The sequence below is a fragment of the Vreelandella nigrificans genome (assembly GCF_002374315.1).
Lineage (GTDB): Bacteria > Pseudomonadota > Gammaproteobacteria > Pseudomonadales > Halomonadaceae > Vreelandella > Vreelandella nigrificans.
Window position 1 is genome coordinate 94,799 of the sequence record NZ_NWUX01000009.1, and the last position, 23,189, is coordinate 117,987.

Annotated in this window: 17 protein-coding genes; 4 read left to right on the forward strand and 13 right to left on the reverse strand. The window is 55.3% G+C overall.

Annotated features, from left to right (window positions below):
- Positions 1 to 9 precede the first annotated feature (9 nt).
- Entirely contained in the window at positions 10 to 1,728 is a 1,719-nt protein-coding gene (locus CPA45_RS11980) for an NAD(P)H-dependent oxidoreductase subunit E (protein ID WP_096651773.1), read from the reverse strand.
- Between the two features lie 166 nt (positions 1,729 to 1,894).
- On the reverse strand, positions 1,895 to 3,085 hold the full coding sequence (gene fdhA / locus CPA45_RS11985; protein ID WP_096651774.1) for a formaldehyde dehydrogenase, glutathione-independent: 1,191 nt from the start codon (positions 3,083 to 3,085) through the stop codon (positions 1,895 to 1,897).
- Positions 3,086 to 3,328: 243 nt separating this feature from the next.
- On the opposite strand from fdhA, the gene CPA45_RS11990 reads away from it, so the two are divergent.
- The 3 genes from CPA45_RS11990 to CPA45_RS12000 all read left to right on the forward strand — a co-directional run bounded on the left by CPA45_RS11990 (position 3,329) and on the right by CPA45_RS12000 (position 7,814).
- Complete coding sequence (locus CPA45_RS11990) at positions 3,329 to 4,909, forward strand: BCCT family transporter (RefSeq protein ID WP_096651775.1); 1,581 nt, start codon at positions 3,329 to 3,331, stop codon at positions 4,907 to 4,909.
- Between the two features lie 168 nt (positions 4,910 to 5,077).
- A complete protein-coding gene (locus CPA45_RS11995) occupies positions 5,078 to 6,829 on the forward strand; it encodes a sodium:solute symporter family protein (RefSeq protein WP_096651776.1) in 1,752 nt (583 codons plus the stop codon).
- Between the two features lie 97 nt (positions 6,830 to 6,926).
- Complete coding sequence (locus tag CPA45_RS12000) at positions 6,927 to 7,814, forward strand: DMT family transporter (RefSeq protein ID WP_096651777.1); 888 nt, start codon at positions 6,927 to 6,929, stop codon at positions 7,812 to 7,814.
- A gap of 89 nt (positions 7,815 to 7,903) precedes the next feature.
- Here CPA45_RS12000 and etfB read toward each other — a convergent pair whose 3' ends face one another.
- From etfB to gbdR, 7 genes are all read right to left on the reverse strand, one after another.
- A complete protein-coding gene (etfB, locus tag CPA45_RS12005) occupies positions 7,904 to 8,746 on the reverse strand; it encodes an electron transfer flavoprotein subunit beta (protein WP_096651778.1) in 843 nt (280 codons plus the stop codon).
- Complete coding sequence (gene etfA, locus CPA45_RS12010) at positions 8,736 to 10,010, reverse strand: electron transfer flavoprotein subunit alpha (protein WP_096651779.1); 1,275 nt, start codon at positions 10,008 to 10,010, stop codon at positions 8,736 to 8,738. The genes etfB and etfA overlap by 11 nt, the downstream gene beginning before the upstream one ends.
- A complete protein-coding gene (locus CPA45_RS12015; RefSeq protein ID WP_096651780.1) occupies positions 10,007 to 12,010 on the reverse strand; it encodes a (Fe-S)-binding protein in 2,004 nt (667 codons plus the stop codon). The genes etfA and CPA45_RS12015 overlap by 4 nt, the downstream gene beginning before the upstream one ends.
- Before the next feature lie 83 nt (positions 12,011 to 12,093).
- Positions 12,094 to 14,178, reverse strand: coding sequence for a dimethylglycine demethylation protein DgcA (dgcA, locus tag CPA45_RS12020; protein ID WP_096651781.1), 2,085 nt, complete (start codon positions 14,176 to 14,178; stop codon positions 12,094 to 12,096).
- Positions 14,179 to 14,201: 23 nt separating this feature from the next.
- Positions 14,202 to 14,747, reverse strand: coding sequence for a DUF5943 domain-containing protein (locus tag CPA45_RS12025; protein ID WP_096651782.1), 546 nt, complete (start codon positions 14,745 to 14,747; stop codon positions 14,202 to 14,204).
- 84 nt (positions 14,748 to 14,831) lie between these two features.
- Positions 14,832 to 15,809: a dipeptidase gene (locus CPA45_RS12030; protein ID WP_096651783.1), complete on the reverse strand. Its 978-nt coding sequence runs from the start codon at positions 15,807 to 15,809 to the stop codon at positions 14,832 to 14,834.
- Between the two features lie 235 nt (positions 15,810 to 16,044).
- Complete coding sequence (gbdR, locus tag CPA45_RS12035) at positions 16,045 to 17,187, reverse strand: choline metabolism transcriptional regulator GbdR (protein ID WP_096651784.1); 1,143 nt, start codon at positions 17,185 to 17,187, stop codon at positions 16,045 to 16,047.
- Positions 17,188 to 17,645: 458 nt separating this feature from the next.
- Between gbdR and CPA45_RS12040 the strand changes: the two genes are divergently transcribed.
- Positions 17,646 to 18,407 carry a M48 family metalloprotease gene (locus tag CPA45_RS12040; protein ID WP_096651785.1) on the forward strand — a complete coding sequence of 254 codons (762 nt, stop codon included), beginning with the start codon at positions 17,646 to 17,648 and terminating at the stop codon, positions 18,405 to 18,407.
- A gap of 252 nt (positions 18,408 to 18,659) precedes the next feature.
- Here the strand turns inward: CPA45_RS12040 and CPA45_RS12045 are convergent, their stop codons facing one another.
- The 4 genes from CPA45_RS12045 to CPA45_RS12060 form a co-directional block, all read right to left on the reverse strand.
- Positions 18,660 to 18,884 carry a hypothetical protein gene (locus CPA45_RS12045; protein ID WP_096651786.1) on the reverse strand — a complete coding sequence of 75 codons (225 nt, stop codon included), beginning with the start codon at positions 18,882 to 18,884 and terminating at the stop codon, positions 18,660 to 18,662.
- Between the two features lie 440 nt (positions 18,885 to 19,324).
- The gene (locus CPA45_RS12050; RefSeq protein WP_096651787.1) at positions 19,325 to 21,067 is read right to left on the reverse strand and encodes a sensor domain-containing protein; all 1,743 of its coding nucleotides are present in this window, start codon (positions 21,065 to 21,067) and stop codon (positions 19,325 to 19,327) included.
- A gap of 197 nt (positions 21,068 to 21,264) precedes the next feature.
- Positions 21,265 to 22,593, reverse strand: coding sequence for an MATE family efflux transporter (locus tag CPA45_RS12055; RefSeq protein ID WP_096651788.1), 1,329 nt, complete (start codon positions 22,591 to 22,593; stop codon positions 21,265 to 21,267).
- Positions 22,590 to 23,063 carry a MarR family winged helix-turn-helix transcriptional regulator gene (locus tag CPA45_RS12060; RefSeq protein WP_096651789.1) on the reverse strand — a complete coding sequence of 158 codons (474 nt, stop codon included), beginning with the start codon at positions 23,061 to 23,063 and terminating at the stop codon, positions 22,590 to 22,592. The genes CPA45_RS12055 and CPA45_RS12060 overlap by 4 nt, the downstream gene beginning before the upstream one ends.
- Between the last annotated feature and the right edge of the window lie 126 nt (positions 23,064 to 23,189).

A 23,189-nucleotide genomic window follows, 5' to 3' on the forward strand; every position in this document is an offset into this window, starting at 1 on the left:
TCATCTCCCTTATCCCTTGACGATAACGTTCTGGGCAGCCAGTTCACTGCGAAAATCCTTGAGCAAGCCCAATACTGGGTTAGGTGCCGCCTGACCCAGTCCGCAAATAGAGGCATCTATCATCACTTGGGAAAGCTGCGTCATAAGCCCAGCATCCCATTCATTACGCTCGAGCAGGGTGAGCATTTTTTCCGTGCCCACTCGACAGGGGGTACATTGACCACAGGACTCATCGGCAAAGAAAGCCAGTAGGTTGGTAGCAACCCCGCGCAGATTGTCCTGATCAGAAAGCACGATCACCGCAGCGGAGCCAATAAAACAGCCGTGCTCCTGGAGGGTATCGAAGTCGAGAGGAATATTAGCCTTGGTGGCAGGCAGAATACCGCCTGAGGCGCCACCGGGTAGGTAGGCAGCCAAACGATGGCCTTCAGTCATGCCGCCGCAATACTCGTCAATTAACTCGCTTAGCGTGATCCCAGCAGGTGCCAGATATACGCCAGGATGCTTGACCCGCCCCGAAACCGAGAAACTACGCAGCCCCACGCGGCCGTGGCGGCCCTGGCTAGAGAAAGCCTCTGCGCCGCGCTGCCAGATCATCGGGATCCAGTAGACGGTCTCGACGTTATTGACCAACGTTGGGCGGTCAAATAGCCCCTTCTGGGCGACAAAAGGGGGACGATGGCGGGGCTTGCCTGGTTTGCCTTCCAGGGACTCAATCATCGCCGACTCTTCACCGCAGATGTAAGCACCCGCGCCGCGGCGTAGCACGATATAGCCCGGCGTCACCAAGCCAGCAGCCTCAAGCTCGCCAATGGCCTCGCGCAGCACGCTATGCAAGGCAGGGTACTCATCACGCAAATAGATATACAGTGCCTCAGCCTCTACTGCCCAGGCACTGACTAAGGCTCCTTCAAGAAACTGGTGCGGCGAGCGTTCCAGATAATAGCGGTCCTTGAAGGTACCGGGCTCGCCTTCGTCGGCGTTGATCGCGCAGTAACGGGGGCCAGCCTCCTGACGTACGAATGTCCATTTTTTGAAGGTAGGGAAACCCGCGCCACCCAAGCCACGCAGATTGGCCTGCTGCATCGCCTCCATCAGCGCTTCTACTGTAACGCTGCCGTCGTGACAGGCCTGGAGCAACGCCATACCGCCCTTGCGGCGATAGTCGTCCAACCGCTGCCAGTCGACGGGGGCGGGGTGAAAGTGACCCTTTTCGATCACCGACGAGATACGCGCCTGGGTGGCGAACAGCACATGATGGTGCCCTACTTCAACTACTGGCGCCGTGTCGCAACGACCCATGCAGGGCGCCCGCAGCACCCGTACCTGTTCGATATCCACGTTCGCTTCAAGCTGTGCCTTAAGCGCCTCGGCGCCAGCTAGCTGGCAGGTTAGGGAATCGCAAACGCGAATGGTCACTGCCGGCGGCGGCAGCTGATCGTCGTGAATGACGTCGAAGTGAGCATAGAAAGTGGCCGTCTCGTAGACGGTCGCCATGGGCAGGTTCATATAAGCCGCCAGGGCACGCAAATCCGCCAGCAGTAGATGGCCCCGGGCATCCTGAATGGTATGCAGATGTTCAATTAATAGGTCGCGGCGGCGCAGCGTGGCGTTCTGTCGCTCGTCGCCCAGCAGTTCACGCAACCCCTCAAGAAGACTGGGATCGAGATCACGGCCGCGGGGCTTGCCGCGAAAGCGGCGCTTGGGGGTCACGGTCTGGACGGTCATGGGGTACTCATTATTATCTTGATCGGTTTTATACCGGATGAACAAAAACGGCACCCCTCGGGGCGCCGTCTAGGGTCGCACTAACCTACCCTCAGGCAGGGGGTCGGGGCTTATTACTCAGTATTTATTACTCAGTACTTATACTGGGTACTTATTAAATAAGTTATTAAGCCACGCTGCCATGGGGGTCAATGACGAATTTCTTAGCAGCACCACCATCGAAGTCGGCGTAACCCTGGGGTGCCTGATCCAGCGTGATCATCTGGACGTTAACTGCATCGGCGATCTTAACCTTACCGAACAAGATCGCCTGCATCAGTGGGCGATGGTACTTCATCACCGGGCACTGTCCAGTATGGAAACTATGAGACTTGGCCCAACCTAGGCCAAAGCGCATGCTCAAAGCACCCTGCTTGGCGGCCTCATCAGCGGCGCCGGGATCTTCAGTTACGTATAGACCCGGAATGCCGATCTGGCCACCCGCACGGGTCAACGACATCGCTGAGTTCAGTACTGTCGCAGGCGCTTCTTTGCCGTGATTACAACCACAGGCGTGGGCTTCGAAGCCGACGCAGTCGACAAAGGCATCGACCTCGCGCTCACCGAGGATCACCTCAATCTTATCAGCCATGTCACCGTCCTGGGTCAGGTCGATGGTCTCGCAACCAAAGCTACGGGCCTGAGCTAGACGCTCTTCGACCATATCGCCGACAATCACACAGGCTGCACCCAGCAGTTGAGCGGAAACGGCCGCTGCAAGTCCTACTGGGCCAGCACCGGCAATATAGACAGTGCTGCCGGGGCCGACACCGGCAGTAACGCAACCATGAAAGCCCGTAGGGAAAATATCGGAGAGCAGGGTCAGATCTTTGATCTTCTCCATGGCCTGATCGGCATCCGGGAACTTGAGCAGGTTAAAGTCGGCATAGGGAACCATGACATATTCAGTCTGGCCGCCGACCCAGCCGCCCATATCCACATAGCCGTAGGCGGCACCAGGACGGGCTGGATTGACGTTGAGGCAGATACCGGTGCGGCCTTCTTTACAGTTACGGCAGCGACCACAGGCAATATTAAACGGCACCGAAACCAGGTCGCCGGGTTGAATAAATTCGACATCGCGACCGCACTCGACCACGAGGCCAGTGATTTCATGGCCGAGCACTAGGCCGGATGGAGCGGTGGTGCGACCACGGACCATATGCTGGTCGCTACCACAGATATTAGTGGTGACTACCTTAAGGATCACGCCGTGATCGCACTTGCGATTTCCGATGGCGAGCTCAGGATAGGCAATGGATTCAACGGCGACTTCACCCGGCCCTTTGTAGACCACTCCGCGATTGGCTGCATTCATGGCTGGCTCCTATTGTTTATTGTTCTACTCAAAATCATTAATGGTCCTTCCCACCCTATCCCCTCCACACCTTAGGACTTACCCCATAAAGGCATCTACATATCTATTCAAGACATCCTAGCCAAGATGAATAGATGAAGGTCGTTTTCACGACACTCATCCTCCCAAACAGGCTCAACAATTCGGGGCGTCGGCGATGGTGACGCATATCCGACATCTAACAAGAACCACCAAGGAACCCCTATGAAGAACAATGACGACCCGGTTCTGTCGCCTGGACAGGATAATACCCAGATAATGGGGTTAGACTTTCATAACCCTGTTTTTCCACTCTCCGCTCTCGCCATTCTGCTGTTCATTCTTTACGCACTGGTATATCCAGATGCTGCTAATACCCACCTGGGACTTGCCAAGAACTGGTCGATTGAACACTTCGACTGGCTCTTCATGATTGCAGGCAACGTTTTCGTGGTGTTCTGCCTCGTACTGATCTGCTTACCACTTGGGCGGATTCGTCTAGGCGGCAAAGATGCGAAGCCGGAATATTCGCGCACCTCTTGGTTTGCCATGCTGTTTGCGGCGGGCATGGGCATCGGCCTGATGTTCTGGAGCGTTGCTGAGCCAGTGGCCTACTACACCGATTGGTACGGCACCCCACTGAATGCTCCTGCTGGCACGCCGGAAGGCGCTAGTGCCGCCATGGGCGCAACAATGTTCCATTGGGGGCTGCACCCCTGGGCAATCTACGCAGTAGTTGCACTCTCGCTGGCCTTCTTTGCCTATAACAAGGGCTTACCACTTACACTGCGCTCCGCCTTTTATCCGATTCTAGGCGAGCATACCCGCGGCTGGGCAGGCCATATCATCGATATCCTTGCCGTACTGGCCACTATTTTTGGCTTGGCCACCTCGCTTGGCTTTGGCGCTACCCAAGCGGCTGGCGGCCTAGCCTATCTGTTCGATATCCCCAATACCATCGGTACGCAGCTGGCGATTATCCTAGTGGTCACGGTGATCGCTCTGTTCTCGGTATGGAGGGGGATCGATGGTGGCGTTAAGCTGTTTTCGAACATCAATATGGTCATTGCGGTGGCGCTGCTTCTGTTTGTGGTTGTAGCGGGGCCTACCTTAATGATTCTGACAGGCATTGGCACCACGGCACTGGACTACGCGGGCCACCTTCTGCCGCTATCGAACTGGATTGGCCGCGATGATGACATTTGGTATCACGGCTGGACCATCTTTTACTGGGCGTGGTGGATCTCCTGGTCACCGTTTGTCGGCATGTTTATCGCGCGCGTATCCCGCGGACGCACGGTGCGTGAGTTCCTTATCGCCGTACTGCTAGTACCGACACTGGTCACGCTGGTGTGGATGAGTGCATTTGGCGGTACGGCACTTTTCCAAGCCTCCAACGGCGTGGGTGAGCTGGCCAACGGAATTAGTGATGTCTCACTTGCCATGTTCCATATGCTGGAGCAGCTGCCCTTGACCAGCATCACGTCGACACTGGCAATTATTCTGGTGCTAGTGTTCTTCATTACCTCGTCAGACTCCGGCTCGCTGGTCATCGACAATATCACCGCAGGTGGCAAGACCGATGCACCCAAGGGTCAGCGAGTATTTTGGGCGGCGTTGGAAGGCGTGATTGCCGGTGTGCTGCTATACGGCGGAGGCAGTACCGCCCTTAGCGCGCTTCAGGCGGGCGCAGTGGCCACAGGGCTACCCTTTACGCTAGTGCTCCTGCTGATGTGCTTCAGTCTTTATAAGGGACTTCACAAGGAGTGGCGTGAAATTAACGCGGTGCCAAAAACCGCTAGGTAATCACATCAAGTATCTGTTGATTTCAGGGGCGCCAATTTCATGGTGCCCCTTTTAGTTTGCGGATATCGTGTCGTGATTCCTGCACTGCGTGCCGCTAATGGCAATGAGTAGACAGGCAAAGCGCTGCACCATGGCTAAACAACATCAACAACCCCACGGCTTATTTCAATGATCTACACCATCGCAATACTGCTTAGTCTGGTTGGCTATTTTGTTATCGGACATCTGGCTGGGAGACGCGTCAAAGGACTTGATGACTATCTGGTAGCCGGTCGTAATGCACCCACCTTCTTTATTCTCGGCACGCTGGTGGCAAGCTATCTAAGCACCAGCGCCTTTCTCGGCGAAACGGGCTTTGCCTATCAGGGCTATCCGTTTGTGATGCTGATCTTTGCGGCGGTCAGCACTTCGGGCTGCCTACTTGGCGCACTGGTGTTTGGCCGTTATCTGCGCCGCAGCGGGGCGAGAACCGTGCCGGAGTTTTTTGGCAAGCGGTTTGCCTCACGCCGGGTGCAGATCATTGCCGGGCTGACCACGATCATCGGTCTGGGCGCTTACTTGCTAGGCGTGATGCAAGGCGCGGGCATTATGTTTTCGGAGCTGACCGGCATGCCCTACTGGGTGGGCCTGGTGTTGGTGTGGGCGACCTACACCGGCTTCATTCTCTATTCTGGTTCACCCGGTGTGATGCTGACCGATACCATCATGTTCGTGATTTTCTCGCTGGCCGCGGTGGGCGGGTCGCTCTACGTGATTCAGGATCTGGGCGGCTGGAGCGGAGTAGTAGAGGGGCTTCTGACCCAGACCGACAAGCCCGGCATTGCCCTGTGGCATGGGGTGCTGGAAGGTCCCAATGCCAGTTTCTCCTCCCCGGGCGAAGCGCTTACCTGGGGTTTGACACTTGGCCTTGTGTGGGCGGCGGTGCTGGCGGCCAGCCCCTGGCAATCCAGTCGCTACCTGATGGCACGCAACGAACACGTGGTGATGCGCTCAGCCATGTTGACGGCGGTAGCGCTGGCCATCTTCTACGCACTAATGATGATGACCGGCGCGGCGATCAACCTTTACGACCCGAACCTTGATCCGGAGCGCTCCATGATCTGGGTGGCGCTCAACGTACTGCCGACCTGGCTTGGCGTGGTCATTCTTACCGGCGTCTTCGCGGCTGGCCTCTCCTCCTGCTCGACGTTTCTGTCGATCATCGGCTTCAGTCTTTCCAACGATATTCTGCCCGCGTCGCTAGACGAAAAGTCAGCGATGCGCAAAAGCCGTATCGCGGTGCTCTCAGCAGGCCTGATTGCCCTGCTGCTGGCGCTGTTTCAGCCGCCAGCGGTCATGTCGGTAGTGTGGTTTGCCGCGACACTGTTTGCCTCCTCCTGGGGGCCGGTGGCGCTGATGAGTATCTGGAGCAAACGAATCACTGCGACAGGCGCCGGCTGGGGGCTGGCGGTAGGGTTTATTGGCAACGTTGTACTATCGATGATGATTCAAGCCAAGTGGCTTAGCCTACCGGTGTATCTGCACCCGGTGCTGCTGAGTACGCTGATGGCGCTTGTCGCGATTACGCTGGCCTCCCGGGTATCCCGCGTCAGCCAGGCCGAGAAAGAGTATCAAGCGTTTCTGCACACGTTTGATGCCCAGGCAGTTAGCGGTTGGGTAACGGGCACACGTTTGATCGCGCTTTGCACGATGCTGTCCGGCGTGGCCATCGGGGTGTTTCTATGGCAGCAGTATGCAGTGACGCTTGACGGATTTGCCGCACAGTTCAGCGTAGCCGCTGGTGCCGTGCAGGGCGGCTACGCTCTGGCAATCGGCTGCGGCAGCATGCTCTTGATGGCCGGAGCAGTGGGCCTTTGGGTGGCTTGCCCCCGCCAGCAGAAGACCTCTGCAGAGCGAATGGTCATGTCGAATGGCCGTTAGCCAAATGTACATGCGATGAGACGGGGCTCCGCTGCAACGTGTAACCACTCTCCATTGGGAGAGTGGTTATCTTTTATACCAACCGGGGGTCAATATCATGCAGTTAAGTGTTTACCAGCGCGGTCTGCTAATGGTGGTGCTGGGCGTAGTGCTTCTGAGCTTCGATGGCCTATTGATCCGCCTTGCCGATACCGACGGCTGGACTATCGTGTTCTGGCGCGGTTTTCTAATGTTCTGCGTACTGGGGATAATGTGCTGTGTCGGCAATCGACTGACGGCGCTGAGAAGCAACCCGTTCCCCTCACTGGCCTCAGCGCTGCTTCTGGGCCTGATCTCCAGCCTTTTTGTGCTGGCAGTCATGAACGCCAACGTGGCCAACGTGGTAGTGATCCTGAGTACCGCGCCGCTGTTTGCCGCGCTGTTTTCGCGGATTTTCCTGGGTGAAAGAGTCGCGCAGCGAACGCTAGTGGCCATTGCCGTCTGCATGTTGGGAATGAGCCTCGTGTTCATGGGCGAGGGGGACATGGGGATGCTGGCAGGTAACCTCTATGCCTTGGCGACCGCGGCGGCTATCGGCGGTAACCTGACCCTGTTGCGCCGCTATCCAGCGATTGATCCCATGACGGTGATTGCCGGTGGCGGGCTGCTCTCCGCAGCAGTTGCTCTGCCCATGGCCTCGCCGCTAGCATTGGATGCCCAGCGCTATGGCGTACTGGCGCTGATGGGACTGGTGCAGATGCCCTTGGCCACGGTACTGATCAACAGCGCCACCCGTTACCTGCCTTCTACTGAGGTGGCGCTGTTTTATCTGGTCGAAACCGCATTGGGTACACTGTGGGTCTGGTGGCTACTAGGAGAGGCTCCCACGGCCACAACGCAGCTCGGCGGTAGTGTGGTTATTATGGTGCTGGTATTGCATGCCTGGATAGGTTTGCGGCTTGAGAGGCAGCGCCTGCAACTTTACCCGGGCTTTATCGGCAAATAGCCAATAAAGCCATGTGGGCCATTGCCCACCGTTCAAGCCCGCCGAGTGGCGGGCTTGAACGGTGGTTAGAGGCGTGATGAACCAGACCTTCAGCGCAGCACCTCCTCTTCCTTGAGTAGTTTATAGATCGCCTCGGCGCCCTGCTCAGGGGTAACGTCGGTGAGTACCTGCCCGCCCTTGCCCTCGGCTTTTGAGGCTGCCGCCTTGAAGCGATCCCTGGCCGAAGCGGCTTTGACGATTTTCAGGCGCTTAGGCCGTTTACGTGCAGGGGCCAAATGCCACTGGGCCAGCTCGCTGTCGGCTTCAGGGGTAGTGGGCGTGATCGCAAAGGTGGCTCGACGAGCCGGGCCGAAGGCGCTCTGGCGCGCCGCCGGCGCTGCTTCATCCACGCTGATGATGGCAGGCAGGCGCACCTTGAGACGACGACGCTGGCCCCGTGGCAACGCCTGAAGCAGCGTTACCACGCCATTTTCCACTTTCTCTACCGAGGCCAAGCTATTAACCAATGGCCAGCCAAGATGCTCTGCCAACGCATAGGGCAAAAGCCCAGAGCCTTCACCACGCTCTGCCCGGGCACCGGTAATCACTAGCTGAGGCGAGGTAGCGGCCAGGTGTGCCGCCAGAGCCGGAATGGCGTCACTGCCCTCGGGCTGCTCTAGAAGGGTCATAGACTCAAGCCCCATGCCGACGCCTGTGGCCATACCTAAGTAACCGCGCAGAGCTGCCTCGCTGCCATCGCCCTGGGGACCCGCATGCAGCATGCTGATCCGGGTGCCCGGCAATTCGGCTTCCATGGACAGCGCAAGCTCCAGGCCCCGGGCATCCTGTTCGGCGCGCCTCGCACGGCCGGTGGTAGGGTGACGGCCGATGGAGACCAGCACCGCCACGTCGATCCCTTGTTGCTGTTGCTTCTGCTGTTGATCAGGCCGCATCGCGCTGCCCTCCCCGCTGCTGTTCCACCATAGCCACTAACGCGGCAAGGATTTGCGCGCTGTCGCCAATCACCGCCAAGTCGGCGCGTTTGATCATGTCGCACCCCGGATCGAGGTTGATCGCCACCACCTTGTCGCAGCGCTGAATGCCCTGCAGATGCTGGATAGCGCCTGAAATACCCACTGCCATATAGACTCGGGCGGTTACCCAGGTGCCAGTCGCCCCTACCTGACGATCGCGGGCCATAAAGCCGTCGTCCACCGCAACACGCGACGCCCCCTCGGTAGCGCCGAGCACTTTCGCAGCATGGTGGAAGGCATCCCACTGTTTGATGCCATTGCCGCCAGAGAGGATAAACTCTGCCTCGGCCAGCGCTACCCCAGCGGGATCCACCGCTACCTGCCCCAGATCTTCAATACGTGACAGGGTGGTGGGAAGTGACGCTGCAAGGGTCAGATGCTCAGCCGCATGCCGGGTCTCATCCACTGGCTCAGCGCACTCGGCCAGCGCCAGCGCCACCCTCGGCAGCGGGCGTTGAATATCCAGGCTCCCGGCGCCGCCACGAGCCGTACAGCGCCACCCCCGCGGCGCCTCATTGTCAGCTTCAATCTGCCAAACCCCCGTGGCAGCGCGCTCGCCCAAGCGCACGGCCAGCCGCCGCCCCAGATCGGCTCCGCCCAGGGGTGAGTCCGGCAATAACCAGAAGCGCGGCGTCATCTCCCGCTCGACGGCGCTTAAAGCCGCTAGACGCGCTTCGGGCGCAAACCCTGCGTAAAACTCATCATCAAGATGCACGACGCGATCGATACCGGCTTCGCCCAGTGCCTCTTCCTTATGCTCACCAAACAGGATCGCCACCACGGCGCCCGGCTGTTCAGTATCGGCATCCGCCACACGCCGGGCCAAACCTAGCAGATCCTTATCATGCCCGGAGAGACGTCCGCCGGTCAGGTCGGGCACCACGGCCACCAGGAAGGCGGGCTGATCAATGGTCACCATGCGGCGGCTATCGCGGGCCGACGTGGTGGTCGCGGTGGTCTGCCCGCCTTGCTGGAGGCCACTACGATCAATCCGTTTGATGCCATTGGGGCCGATAAAGCCGATGGCACGAGGGTCCTTGCGAACCACGCCATTGGGGCCCAGCCACTCGCTGACCGCTCCGCCGCTTACACCAAGGGCAGCAAGCACACTGGCGTGCTCGGGATGCAGGCGGTTTCGGGCGATCCATTCACGACGCGGGTCGCGGCGAATAATCTCACTCATACGATCGCCTCCTCAGCAGTTATCATCTCAGCAGTCCCTTGGGATCCGCCAGACGCATTCCCCGCGGGACGCTCTACCAGGGCATCGGCCACTAGCTCGGCAATATCGCGCACCTCAGCGCTGGCATCTACCACGCCTTCCAACATAGCGGTGCACTGCGGGCAGCCCACCGCGACCAGCTCGGCGCCGCTCTCCTTGACGTCATTCATGCGCATATCGGGGATACGCCGTTCACCAGGAATATCGGTGATAGGCGCACCACCGCCACCACCGCAGCAGCGCGAGCGGAAGCCAGAGCGCTCCATCTCATTGACCTTAATGCCCAATGCCTTAAGCACTCGCCGCGGTGCCTCGTATTCACCGTTATAGCGTCCCAAGTAACACGGGTCATGATAAGTAACGCTGCCGCCTTTCCAGGGCGCGAAGGCCAGCCGGCCAGCGTCATACAGCTCAGCGATAAAGGTGCTATGGTGGTACACCTCATAATTGCCGCCCAACTCGCCGTATTCATTGCCCAGCACATGAAAACTGTGGGGATCACAGGTTACGATCTGTTGGAAACGGTACTTGGCCAGAGTGGCAATATTGCGCTTAGCCAGGGATTGGAACGTCGCTTCGTCGCCCAGACGTCTTGCCACATCACCACTATCGCGCTCTTCAGCACCCAACACCGCGAAATCTACTTCAGCGGCGCGCAGCACTTTGACCAATGCGCGCAAGGTGCGCTGGTTGCGCATATCAAAAGCGCCATCCCCTAGCCACAACAGCACATCGACCTGCTTAAGATCTGCCATTAGCGGTAGGTTAAGATCCGCCGCCCAGTTGAGTCGCGAGCCAGGATCGAAACCACCGGGATTGTCGGTGGCGATCAAATTGTCGAGCACCTCAGCGCCTTTATTGGGCGTTTTGCCACGCTCCAGGGTCAGGTGGCGGCGCATATCGACAATCGCATCCACATGCTCAATCATCATCGGACACTCTTCCACGCAGGCTCGGCAGGTCGTACACGACCAGAGCGTATCGGCGTCGACCAACGCCTTTCCTTCCAGCGCCACGATAGGCCCGTGGGGCGCTCCCGCGTGCTCACCCACCGGCTTGCCAGGGTAGGCGGAGCCGGCATAGGCGGCATCACTGCCCCCCGCCATACCCACCACCATGTCCTGGATCAGCTTCTTGGGGTTAAGCGGCTGACCGGCGGCAAATGCCGGGCACACCGCCTCGCAGCGACCGCACTGCACACAGGCGTCGAAACCCAGTAGCTGGTTCCAGGTAAAGTCGGCAGGCTTTTCCACGCCCAGAGGCGCCGCTTCATTCTCCAGGTTGAGCGCCTTGAGGCCCGTTGACCGGCCGACGCCGCCTTTTTTCGTGGAGAAGCGCTCGGCGCGGCGATGGAAAGCCAGATGTAAGGCGCCAGCGAAGGCGTGCTTCATGGGCCCGCCCCAGGTCATGCCGAAAAACATTTCCCCCAAGCCCCAGGCCACAACGCCCGCTAATACCAGCGCCAGCAGCCAACTACTGCCCCCTTCAAGCAAACCTTCAGGCAGCAGACCTACCGTGGGCAGTGTGATCAGGAAGACACCTATCGAAAACGCCATTAGGCTCTTGGGCAGGCGCATCCAGGGGCCCTTGGAGAGCCGAGCAGGAGGGTTAAGCCGCCGCCGCGCCACGAAGAGGCTACCGACGAACATGGAGGCGCTAGCCAGTAGCAGTAATCCACCTAGCAATGGGTTGGCAATACCCAGACCGTGCACCAGGGTCATCAGCACGGCAGCGGCCACGAAGCCACCGGCGGTGGCCACGTGAGTGTTGGAGATCATTTTGTCACGCCCCACTACATGGTGCAGATCCACCAAATAGCGACGTGGCAAGGCCACCAGCCCCTGGAACAGGTTAACCCGCGAGGGGCGCCCCTGACGCCACAGGCGTATACGGCGTACAGCGCCGATTACCGCCAGGGCCAGGGCAGTAAAAATCAGTATCGGCAAGAGCGTTTCGAGCATGGTGCTCACCTCATCTTTGGTGCCATTGGCTTCGGCGGCGGGGCTGCTCTGGCGCCCCGCATTATTGTTGGCTTTTGCCTAAGTCAAAAGTCCTTGCAGATTCGCAGGGCGTCGTAAATGGCCGCATGGGTGTTACGTGGTGCCGTGCAGTCGCCCAGGCGGAAGAGTAGGAAGCCATCTCCTTCTTCGCCGTTCTTATCAATCAGGCTCGGCTGAGGCTGAATGGCGTAGAGCGCCTCCAGATCCACCTGCCCTTTATTGCGGGACTGCTCTTTGAGGGCGTAGTAAAGCGCCTCATCAGGGCGTACGCCGTTCTCGACCACTACCTGATCCACCACACGCTCTTCCAAAGCACCGGTGTACTCATTTTCAAGCACCGCCACCAGGCCATCGCCCTCGCGGTAAACCTTATGCAGCATCAAGTCGGAGGACATGATCACCTCCTTCTCGTAGAGGCTGCGGTAGTAGGTGGGGAAGGTGGTGCCGCCCACCGCCGCGCCGGGCTTGATATCGTCGGTGACGATCTCTACCTTGGCGCCCTTGTCGGCGAGAAAATCCGCCGCCGAGACGCCGGAGAATTCGCAGATGGCGTCATAAATCAGCACGTTTTTACCTGGCGCCACTTTGCCTGAGAGAATATCCCAGGTGCTGACCACCAGGCTCTCCTCGGCATTCTCCGAGTAGCCCCACTCTGGGTACTGGCTAAGGAAGGGCTGGCCACCGGTAGCAAGCACCACGATATCCGGGCGCAGATCGAGCAGCGTTTCCTCATCGGCGCGAGTACCCAGACGCAGGTCGACTTTAAGACGCGCCAGCTCCAGCTGGTACCAGCGGGTGATACCAGCGATCTGATCACGCTGGGGCGCTTGGGCGGCAATCGTAATCTGCCCGCCCAAGGCGTCAGCGGCCTCAAACAGAGTGACATCGTGACCGCGCTCGGCGGCTACCCGCGCTGCCTCCATACCGCCGGGGCCACCGCCTACTACGACGACTTTGCGTTTGGCGCCCTCAGTTTTCTCAATGATGTGGGGCAGCCCCATGTACTCCCGGGACGTCGCCGCATTCTGGATGCACAGTACATCCAGGCCCTGGTACTGGCGGTCGATGCAGTAGTTAGCGCCCACGCACTGCTTGATCTGATCGATCTGGCCCATCTTGATCTTGGCGATCAAGTGAGGGTCGGCAATATGTGCCCGGGTCATGCCCACCAGGTCTACGTAGCCCCCTTCGAGGATACGCTGGGCCTGATTGGGATCCTTAATGTTCTGGGCGTGGATCACCGGTACGTTTACCACTTCCTTGATCCCCGCCGCCAGGTGTAGGAAAGGCTCCGGCGGGTAAGACATATTAGGGATAACGTTGGCGAGGGTGTTGTGAGTGTCGCAGCCAGAACCGATAACGCCGAAGAAATCCACCATGCCGGTGGCATCGTAGTAGGCGGCAATCTGCTTCATATCGTCGTGAGAAAGACCATCCGGGTGGAACTCGTCGCCACAGATACGCATACCAACAACGAAGTCGTCACCCACTTCAGCACGTACCGCTTTAAGCACTTCCATACCAAAGCGCATACGGTTCTCGAAGCTACCGCCCCACTCATCCTCACGCTTATTGACCCGTGGGCTCCAGAACTGATCAATCAAATGCTGGTGCACGGCAGAGAGTTCAACACCATCAAGCCCGCCTTCCTTTGCCCGCCGCGCAGCCTGGGCAAAGTCACCAACAATACGCCAGATCTCTTCTTCCTCAATGGTCTTACAGGTAGAGCGGTGCACCGGTTCACGGATACCGGAAGGCGACACCAGCGTCGACCAGTCAAAACCGTCCCAACGGGAGCGGCGCCCCATATGGGTAATCTGGATCATGATCTTGCCGCCATGCTTATGCACGGCATCGGCCAAATTCTGAAAGTGTGGAATAATGCGATCAGTAGAAAGGTTTACTGAGCTCCACCAGCCCTGAGGGCTATCGATGGAAACCACCGAAGAGCCACCACAGATACATAGCCCACAGCCGCCCTTAGACTTCTCTTCGTAATACCTAACGTAGCGCTCAGTCGTCATGCCACCGTCAGTGGCATGCACCTCAGCGTGAGCGGTACTAACCACACGATTGCGGATGGTCAATTTGCCAATCTGTATCGGCTCGAAAATTGCGTCGAATGCCATGTTTGTCTCTCCTCGTACCCAGGTTAGCGGGCAGCGTCGGTCATCGGCTGGACAGTAAAGATGCCTACATCACAGCCGTGTTCGGCGGCACTTTGCGTCTGCTCAGCAACGGTACGCAGTGAACTTCCGCGTGCAGCGAGGATTTGGTCCATGGCACCGGCAAACCAGCCGGTGAACATGTATTCAACCTTACGGCCTACCTTGCCCAGCTGGTAAACGAAGGCGCTGTGCTCTAGCCGTACTCTTGCTGTACCGGCATCAAGATCGATCTGCTCCGTAATAAAGAGCCCCCAGCCACGCTGGGAGAGGCGCAGCATATAGTGTTCAAAAACGTCCACGCCCTCGAGCCCATGGCATTCGGCCTCTTTCTCGCACCAGTGCCAGGCGCTCTTGTAGCCAGCGTGGTAGAGAATTTCAGCGTACTTCTCGACACCTAGCGCCTCCTCTACCGCCACATGGTTGTTAATAAAGAAGTGTCGCGGCACATAGAGCATAGGCAGGGCATCGCTCGTCCAGACGCCGGTTTCGCTATCCACTTCGATGGGCAGTGCGGGGGCTAGTTTGGTCACGGTTGTTATCCTCTACATCATTATTCTTGGCTAAGGAGCAGGGTATGCCGTCGCCCCTATCAATCAATCTTATGGAGCTGGCGTTTAGGCGCCCCACACGTCCTTGAGCACGCGCACCCAGTTCTCACCCATGATCTTGCGCACCTGGGTCTCACTCATGCCACGCTTGAGGAGCGCCTCGGTGAGGTTAGGGAACTCCCCAATGGTGCGGATTCCTTTGGGATTGATAATCTTGCCGAAGTCAGTAAGGCGACGGGCGTAGCCTTTGTCGTGGGTCAACCACTCGAAAAACTCTTGGCCATGCCCTTGGGTGAAATCGGTACCGATGCCAATGGCATCCTCACCGACGATATTCATGACGTACTCGATCGCCTCGCAGTAGTCTTCGATGGTTGAGTCGATGCCCTTTTTGAGGAACGGCGCAAACATGGTTACACCAACAAAACCGCCGTGGTCGGCTATGAACTTGAGCTCTTGATCGGATTTGTTACGCGGGTGCTCTTTGAGGCCGGAGGGCAAGCAGTGGGAGTAACAGACCGGTTTTTTGGATTCGAGAATCACCTCTTCAGAGGTCTTGGCACCGACGTGAGAGAGGTCGCACATGATGCCAACCCGGTTCATCTCAGCAACGATTTCGCGGCCAAAGCCAGACAGACCACCATCACGCTCGTAGCAGCCGGTGCCCACCAGATTCTGGGTGTTGTAGCACATCTGTACGATACCCACGCCCAGCTGTTTGAAGATCTCAACGTAGCCAATTTGGTCTTCAAAGGCATGGGCATTCTGGAAACCGAAGATGATACCGGTCTTGCCCTCTTCTTTAGCGCGAGAGATATCAGCGGTGGTGCGAACAGGGCGTACCAGATCACTACACTCCGCCATCAGCTGGTTGGACTTGACGATATTATCGACCGTGGCCTGGAAACCTTCCCACACTGAGACTGTGCAATTGGCAGCGGTAAGGCCGCCGCGGCGCATGTCTTCGAGTAGCTCACGGTTCCATTTGGCGATAATCAGACCATCAATGACGATGGCGTCATTGTGCAGTTCAGAGGGGGTCATAGCTAAGCTCCAACATTAGTTAATGTAGCGAGCATAGCGCTGACGTTGGATTGGACTGCTCTTGGAAACGACGGCGGAAATTCCAAAAGCGTCATTGCGTCGTGAACACGACAACTACGCATGCTCCTGCAAACACTGCATCGAAGTCGTATTAGCTGAGGGAGTAGCGACCATTAAAAAAACGTGCTGCCCGAAGAGTGGCAGCACGTTTCAAACCTTGGTGTCGCAAGGGGTATCAGTTCAATAGCTGCACACTGGCAAAGGTGGGTTCACCCTGAGCGCAGGCTAGCGCCTGCTGGGCGCTTGAAAGAGGCTCACTTTTGTAGGGCTCGCCTCCCCATCGCTTGATTGACGATGGCGAATTACTGTTACTTCCCTGGCGATCCAATCCACCCAAGCGTTCATTTCTCGGCGGCACACCAAAGTATTCACGATAACACTTAGAAAAATGGGGCGTTGACACGAAACCGCAAACAGAAGCGATCTCTATAATCGATAAAGGCGTTTGCTTGAGCAATTGCCGAGCGCGGACTAAGCGCAATTTGAGGTAATAGCGCGACGGTGAACAGAGTAGGTAGCGTTGAAACAGCCGCTCTAACTGGCGACGCGAAACATTGACATAACTTGCCAATTCGTCGAGCTCTATGGGCTCTTCAATGTTAGCTTCCATCAAGGCGACGATTTCCAACAGCTTAGGTTGGGTAGTGCCCAGCACATGTTTAAGAGGAACTCGCTGCTGGTCTTGCTCGTTACGCACGCGCTCATAGATAAACATCTCAGAAATGCCTGCCGAAAGCTCACGTCCGTGATCGTGGGCAATCAGATTGAGCATCATATCGAGCGGTGCAGTGCCGCCAGAGGCGGTAAAGCGATCACGATCAATAGAGAAAAGATGCGGTGTCAGAATAACGTTAGGGAAAGCCTCCTGCATGGATGCCAGGCATTCCCAATGCACACTGGTTTCATAGTGATCCAGCAACCCCGCCTGCCCTAGGGCCCAACTGCCTGTACATACTGAGCCTAGTCGTTTTAGCTGGCGTGACTGGGACTGAAGCCAGCGTATGTGTTCACGGGTAACGCTGTGTTGTGGGCCTACCCCGCCACACACGACCACCCACTCAAGCGATAGCGGGGTATGCATAGAGGCATCAGGCGTTACCTGCAACCCATCACTAGCGCGTACGGGGAGGCCATCCTGGGTCAGGGTATACCAGCGATACAGCTCACGGCCGGCCAACTGATTAGCCATCCGCAAAGGGTCTATCGCTGACGCAAGAGAAATCAGAGTAAAATTATCTAACAGTAGAAAGCCAAGGGTTTGCGGTTCGCCCGCACGATTGGTATTTGCTGCCGGGTCTTTTGCTTGGTTTGATGTCATGGTCCTACCCTCCGTCACCTTTTAAATCATCAATTTTTTCTTATTAGAATATTTTAGGTGTCGCTGGCGTCTTTTAGTTTCCTATCACAGAAGTGAACACTCACTCGCGCAGGGGTTGCATTGCTATTTGGTCGTATATTGGCACGAATAGGGCGGATAGCGACAAAACAAATGCTCCAATTCAGCAACTGGTCGCAAATAGGACACTAGAGGTCGCCCCAAAGCTCTTTAACGGATTACGAAGGGCACGGTTCAGAAGGTAGTGGAAACAGGGTGTATTAGCCATTGCGTATCAGAAAAATAAGGCAATCAAGCAAAGGGCGTTTCTGCCACACGCGGCTGGGTGTCTAGGGTTATATATCGATATACAGTATAATTAACGAGTGCTTATGTATGCAGAATGCTTACTTAGCGACTCATATAATTGTTAAACACATAAATCGACAAAGGAACTGGCGATGCAAACAACGCCTCTAGTACGCAAAACATCTTGTATTTTAGGACTAGCCACCGCCCTGGCTCTCAGTGGCTGCCAATCAGGCGCTGATATCGGAGGCCTGATGTCGGCGGGCAGCAGTTTAGCAGGTGCTGCCACCATGACAGATCAGCAAATGCATCAACTTGGGGATCAAACTATTGCCCAACTTGATGCCCAGCATCACGTTGTCTCTGCCGACAGCGATTATGCAGAACGCCTAGCCCGTCTTACCCAGGGATGGGAAGTCGTCGACGGACACACTTTGGATTACGACGTCTACCAACTGGACGAAATCAATGCCTTTGCAGTCCCTAACGGCGCTATCCGGCTGCATACTGGGCTGATGGATGAAATGACAGATGATGAAGTGAGTTACGTGATTGCCCACGAAATTGGACACGTTGTGTTGGGGCACTCCAAACGCGCTTTTCAAGTTGCTTACGCCGCATCTTCCGCACGTGAAGCTGCTGCCGCCAGCGGAAGCGCCACCGCTGCTGCACTTTCAAGCTCTGAACTTGGTGAGTTGGGCGAAAAGCTGGTAAATGCCCAGTTCTCCCAGCGTCAGGAAAATGAAGCTGATGACTACGCCATCGAGTTAATGCAGCGTCACGATATGGATGCAAGTTCTGCCGTCACCGCTCTACGTAAACTAGAAGATAAATATGGCAACAGCAGCAGCTTCTTCTCCAGCCATCCAGCCCCGGGAGCTCGTGCCGAGCGTCTGGAAACAGCGCTTAACTAATTATTTAAGTTAATTACTGGCTAAGTAAGCTAATCATTGGCTTCTAAACACTCAGTAATCGCACCGCCTTGCCAAGTAAGTTCTAACGAGCCTTACTTGGCAAGGGTAGAAGCTAAAAAGGTAGAAGCTAAAAGGGTAGCTGTTGTCTGCACGACAATGGCAGGCCTAACAGCTATCAATGCACTCAGCACTCAGCACCCCGCAAAGGCTCATTACAAAGAGGGGCACTTGTACCATTAAATTTCTTTATCATTAAACTTCTTTATCATTAAACATAGACAGGCGACGTTTGATGGCTTGAGCCACTCTAGGAACCGCTACTAAACGAATCAGATAGGCAATAACTAGGCCAGCGATAATCGAAAATAGCATGCCCATCCCTACACGAAACATCAGTGCCGTAAAAAAAGCAGCCAGTACCGCGGTTAGAATTTCTTCTAGATGACCTTGAATCCATTCTCGCCAGCTGGGTTGCATAAACACCTCCTGATTAGTGAAGTCGTCACAATGACTTACCATAGCGACTGAGCATGCCACTCTAAAGCAGCCCACACACGCCCGCAAATTATCCTATATATCACCTTACCCGCTTTCAGAGCCTACTGGTTATCTTGGCGATTGCCTGCTCACTCTACGAACAACTCACCCTACGCCCCCCTTCTTACCAATGTCTGTTGGTGTGCTTAGTCATCTAGCCAAGCGATAATTTCTCTACCAACAAGCTCAGGATGCGTCATGTGAATACAGTACCCGTCGCTTGCTATGATGCGCAGTGTGCTTTAGACATAGGCGCATGAACATAACGACCCGCTTCGGGGCTGGCAGGGTGCCGGCCTGACTAGCGAAACGCTCAGGGCTTGCAATTGCTGGCTATGTTTCATTCTTTTATTAGTACGTTCGAACTCCCCCTCAGTTTTTTAATTAACCACACCTTTAAATTTCTTTTGAAACTCCCACTGGTGCCATTCGGCAATCCACCGTCCAAAATCTTGAGCAGGCATTGGGCGGGCAATGAAATAACCTTGCCCACATTCGCAGCCTAGCCCAATGAGCTGCTGACTATGCTCTAGCACTTCAACACCTTCAGCGACTAAATCACAGTCGAATGCTCGTGCAAAACCAATAACGCCTTTAAGAATGGCGAGGTCACCCGTGCTAGTTAGCATGTTCTGCACAAAACTACGGTCGATTTTGAGCGTGTCGACCGATAGGTCTCTGAGATGGCTTAAAGAGGAATAACCAGTACCAAAGTCATCTAATGAGATTCGGATACCCATCCCCCTACAGGCATTAAGGACGGAGTAAACATGCTTCACATCCTCGATGGTGCTTGTTTCCAATACTTCAAGCTCAAGCCGCTGTTTGGGCAGGCCTGGAAAACAGGCCAGTATATTACTTAAAGCGTGAAGAAACTGAGAGTGCTGTAAGTGGTACCCATCAACATTGACACTAACATGCAAGTCCAGACCTTGCTGAAGCCACGTCTGCAATTGACAAAGTGCACTAGTGATAACCCACTTCCCTAGCTCCACCCCGGTAGGGGTATTATTGAGAGCAGGTAGAAAAGTTGCCGGCGATTTCAGCCCTTCACTGGGATGATTCCAGCGTATTAGTGCCTCAGCCCCCAGCACTCTCCCGGTAACCATGTTAACTTTAGGCTGGTAATAGAGCTCAAACTCACCAGCTTTCATGGCTGCCCTAATAGCAGATAGCTCTGCGTGTTTTCCTTTCTGGATTCGCTCGTTATCCACATTAAATAGGCAGACTTGGTTCTTTCCCGCCAGCTTGGCTTGATACATTGCTTGGTCGGCTTGGCGAATTAATTGATCAGGTTCAACCTCTTTCGGTTGTGGGTAGAGCGTAACGCCGATACTTGCAGAGAGCTTTAGCCGTACTGAATCTATATCGAAAGGTTCAGCGAGTTTCTTGATAAGCCGAGAGAGTGACTCCTCAACTAGACCCGCACTAAAACGACCATTTAAAAAAATAACGAACTCGTCACCACCAAAGCGGGCAATTAAGTCATCAGCTCTTAGATTGCTGGATAACCGCTTTGCGACTAACTGAAGTATCTTGTCACCCAAGTGGTGCCCATGGAGATCATTGACCTCTTTGAAGCCATCAAGGTCGACAAACGCAAGCGCAAATGCAATATCATCTTTTTTTCGCGCAATAACCTTTTGATCAAGGTATTTAGCCAATGCAGCGCGGTTAGGTAAGCCTGTCAGCTGATCAGTGTCAGAGGCCCTTCGTAGCAAGGACGCCTTCTGCTCAAGCAGGTTTTTGGTTTTCGTCAGCTCTTCAAACAATTGCTCAGTTCGGCTGGCACTACTGATGCTCCAGAAAAATCGCTCATTAGTGCAGTCATTACACAAAATACTGACCATTATAGGTAAAGTGTGTTTGGATTTAGTCTCCATGGTCAGACGAATCTCGTAACACTTTTTCTCCCGCTCCAAAATGGGCACGATATAAGTGTCATACATAATTTGTGACGCCTTGTTCAGCAATGTAAACAAGTCAGCGCCCAGCAACTCTTCCGTTGAATAACCGTGACACTCTTCAAGGTGGCGATTACAGTAAATAATCCGACGCTTATTGTCGGTAACCATGCATCCCACAGGGAAAGCGTCGAGCGAAAATAGGTTGGATGTATACATGATCTACCTTGAATAGTGTCACGATGATCTATGCGTAAAATTTTTACATTCCCATATAATCTCCGATAACTAGCCAAGTTGCTATTTTTATGGCGTAACCAATTGATACCAATTATAAATAAACCCACCAAACCTACACATTATCAAAGAGGTTTAATGTACCCTCACTTAATAATTCTCCGAGACATCATAAGTACTTACCCATTACCCAGCCGCCGCCACTGCCTTACTACCAGTATCAGCACTAGCGAAGACAACACTACGTTAGAAACGGGCACAGCTAACCAAACACCATTGATCCCCAACAACTGCGGCAAAAGAAGCAAAAAAGGCACCTGAATGGCCATATTGCCCAACGTAATCATCGTCGCTGGACGCGCTTGGCCTAATGACTGAAACCAGGTGGCCGTGATCACCAGAAAACCATCTAGAAACATGGCGAGCATGAAAAGCCGTAGCGCGTGGCTTGTGGTCTCTAATAAAGCAGTATCTGTATCACTAATGAAAAACTGCGCGAAAAAGCTAGGGGACCACTGCACTGCCAGCACAAAGCACAAGCCCACCGATAAGACGATCAAACAAGCCAACCGGTAAGACGCCTGAATTTTTCGCTTTTGCTCAGCCCCATGGTAGAAACTGGTGATCGGCTGCATGCCCCCAGCGACGCCTTCCGCTAGCAAGTAATAGAATGTCATTAAATAACCGGCAATGCTGAAAGCAGCGACGTGTAACGACGTTCCATGCTGTAACAGCAGCATATTGTGCAGCACAATGGAAAAGCTGATGTACAGATACATCAACATGCTTGAAAAACCGGTTTTCAGCAGGTCCCACGCTTTTTGGCTTCGCCACGCTAGTTGGCCCCATGAGATAGCCAGCTGACTATGGCGACTACATAAATAACCCAGGCACAACACCACCGGCAGGAGTTCGCCCAACAAGGTAGCTAATGCAGCGCCTTCCAATCCATAGCCGAGATAACCCAGAAACAGTGCATCCAGCGCGATATTAGCCACCGCCCCTAAGCCCATCGCGAACGTTGCCAGGCGTGGCGCACCGGCATTGCGTACCAGCAGCGGTAACGCGATGCTGCCTAGCACAATAGGTGTGCCTGCCAGCATCCAGTTTAGGTAGCGCTGCCCAAAAAGTAGAGCCTCCCCTTCCGCCCCCTGAAAGGACAGAAATAAAGGGCTTATAAAGAACAGTACCACGCCCAAAAGTACACTGAAGCCCATTAAAAGAAACAGCGCTTGGATAAGGTATTCACGGGCCTTATTGGGCTGCCGAGCCCCTAGTTGAATGGAAGCGTGTGCTCCGGCACCAATGCCAACCATCATACCGACGGCCAGTAGCACGCCTATTAATGGCCACGCAAGGCTAATGGCAGCAAGGCCGTTGCCGCCTACAAAGTGCCCAACGAAAATACCATCCACAATTTGATAGGTACCGCTGACCATTAAGGCCGCAACAGAAGGCAACGTATAGTGCCAGAACGCTTTGGAAACAGTGGCTTGATGTAAGTTCATAGGTGTTTGTAAGGCTGGCTAGAAGGCTTGGGGGGAGTCAGAGCACCTAAGCTCAAGTTGCTACAGGCTTTGCCCATCAGCGCAGTAAACTGCTCAAGCTCCTCCTCTGTCAGTGCGTGCTTAAAGTGTTGCAGTGCTGCCTGATATATTTCAGGCTCTTTATGCTTCAGAGTTAGGGCTTTAGCGCTTGGAAGCAAGCGCTGTGCACGGGCATCTTCTGGGCAAGGACGACGCAGCAAATATCCCCGCTGCTCCAACTTTCTCACCATCGTGCTAGCAGATGCTTTGCTGACATGCATGCACTCAGCCAGCTCAGTCAGACGCATACCTGTCTCATCCCACGCCAATAGGGTGTACAGATACTGCAACTCACTAGTGCTTAGTTCCAGATGTTCACTATGCTGCGCTTGTTCGCGCCACTGGTTCCAGAGGTGCCATTCAAGCCGCTGCAAACTTTGCCGTAAATCCATCGCGTTTTTACCTAATCAGGTTACCATCTATGTTAGTAAGTCTAACTAATTAAATGAGAAAATAAAAGCATTCTACAACCGCTAACCGAGACAGCTTGATGCTGTTGCGCTGATATCTCTGGGGAT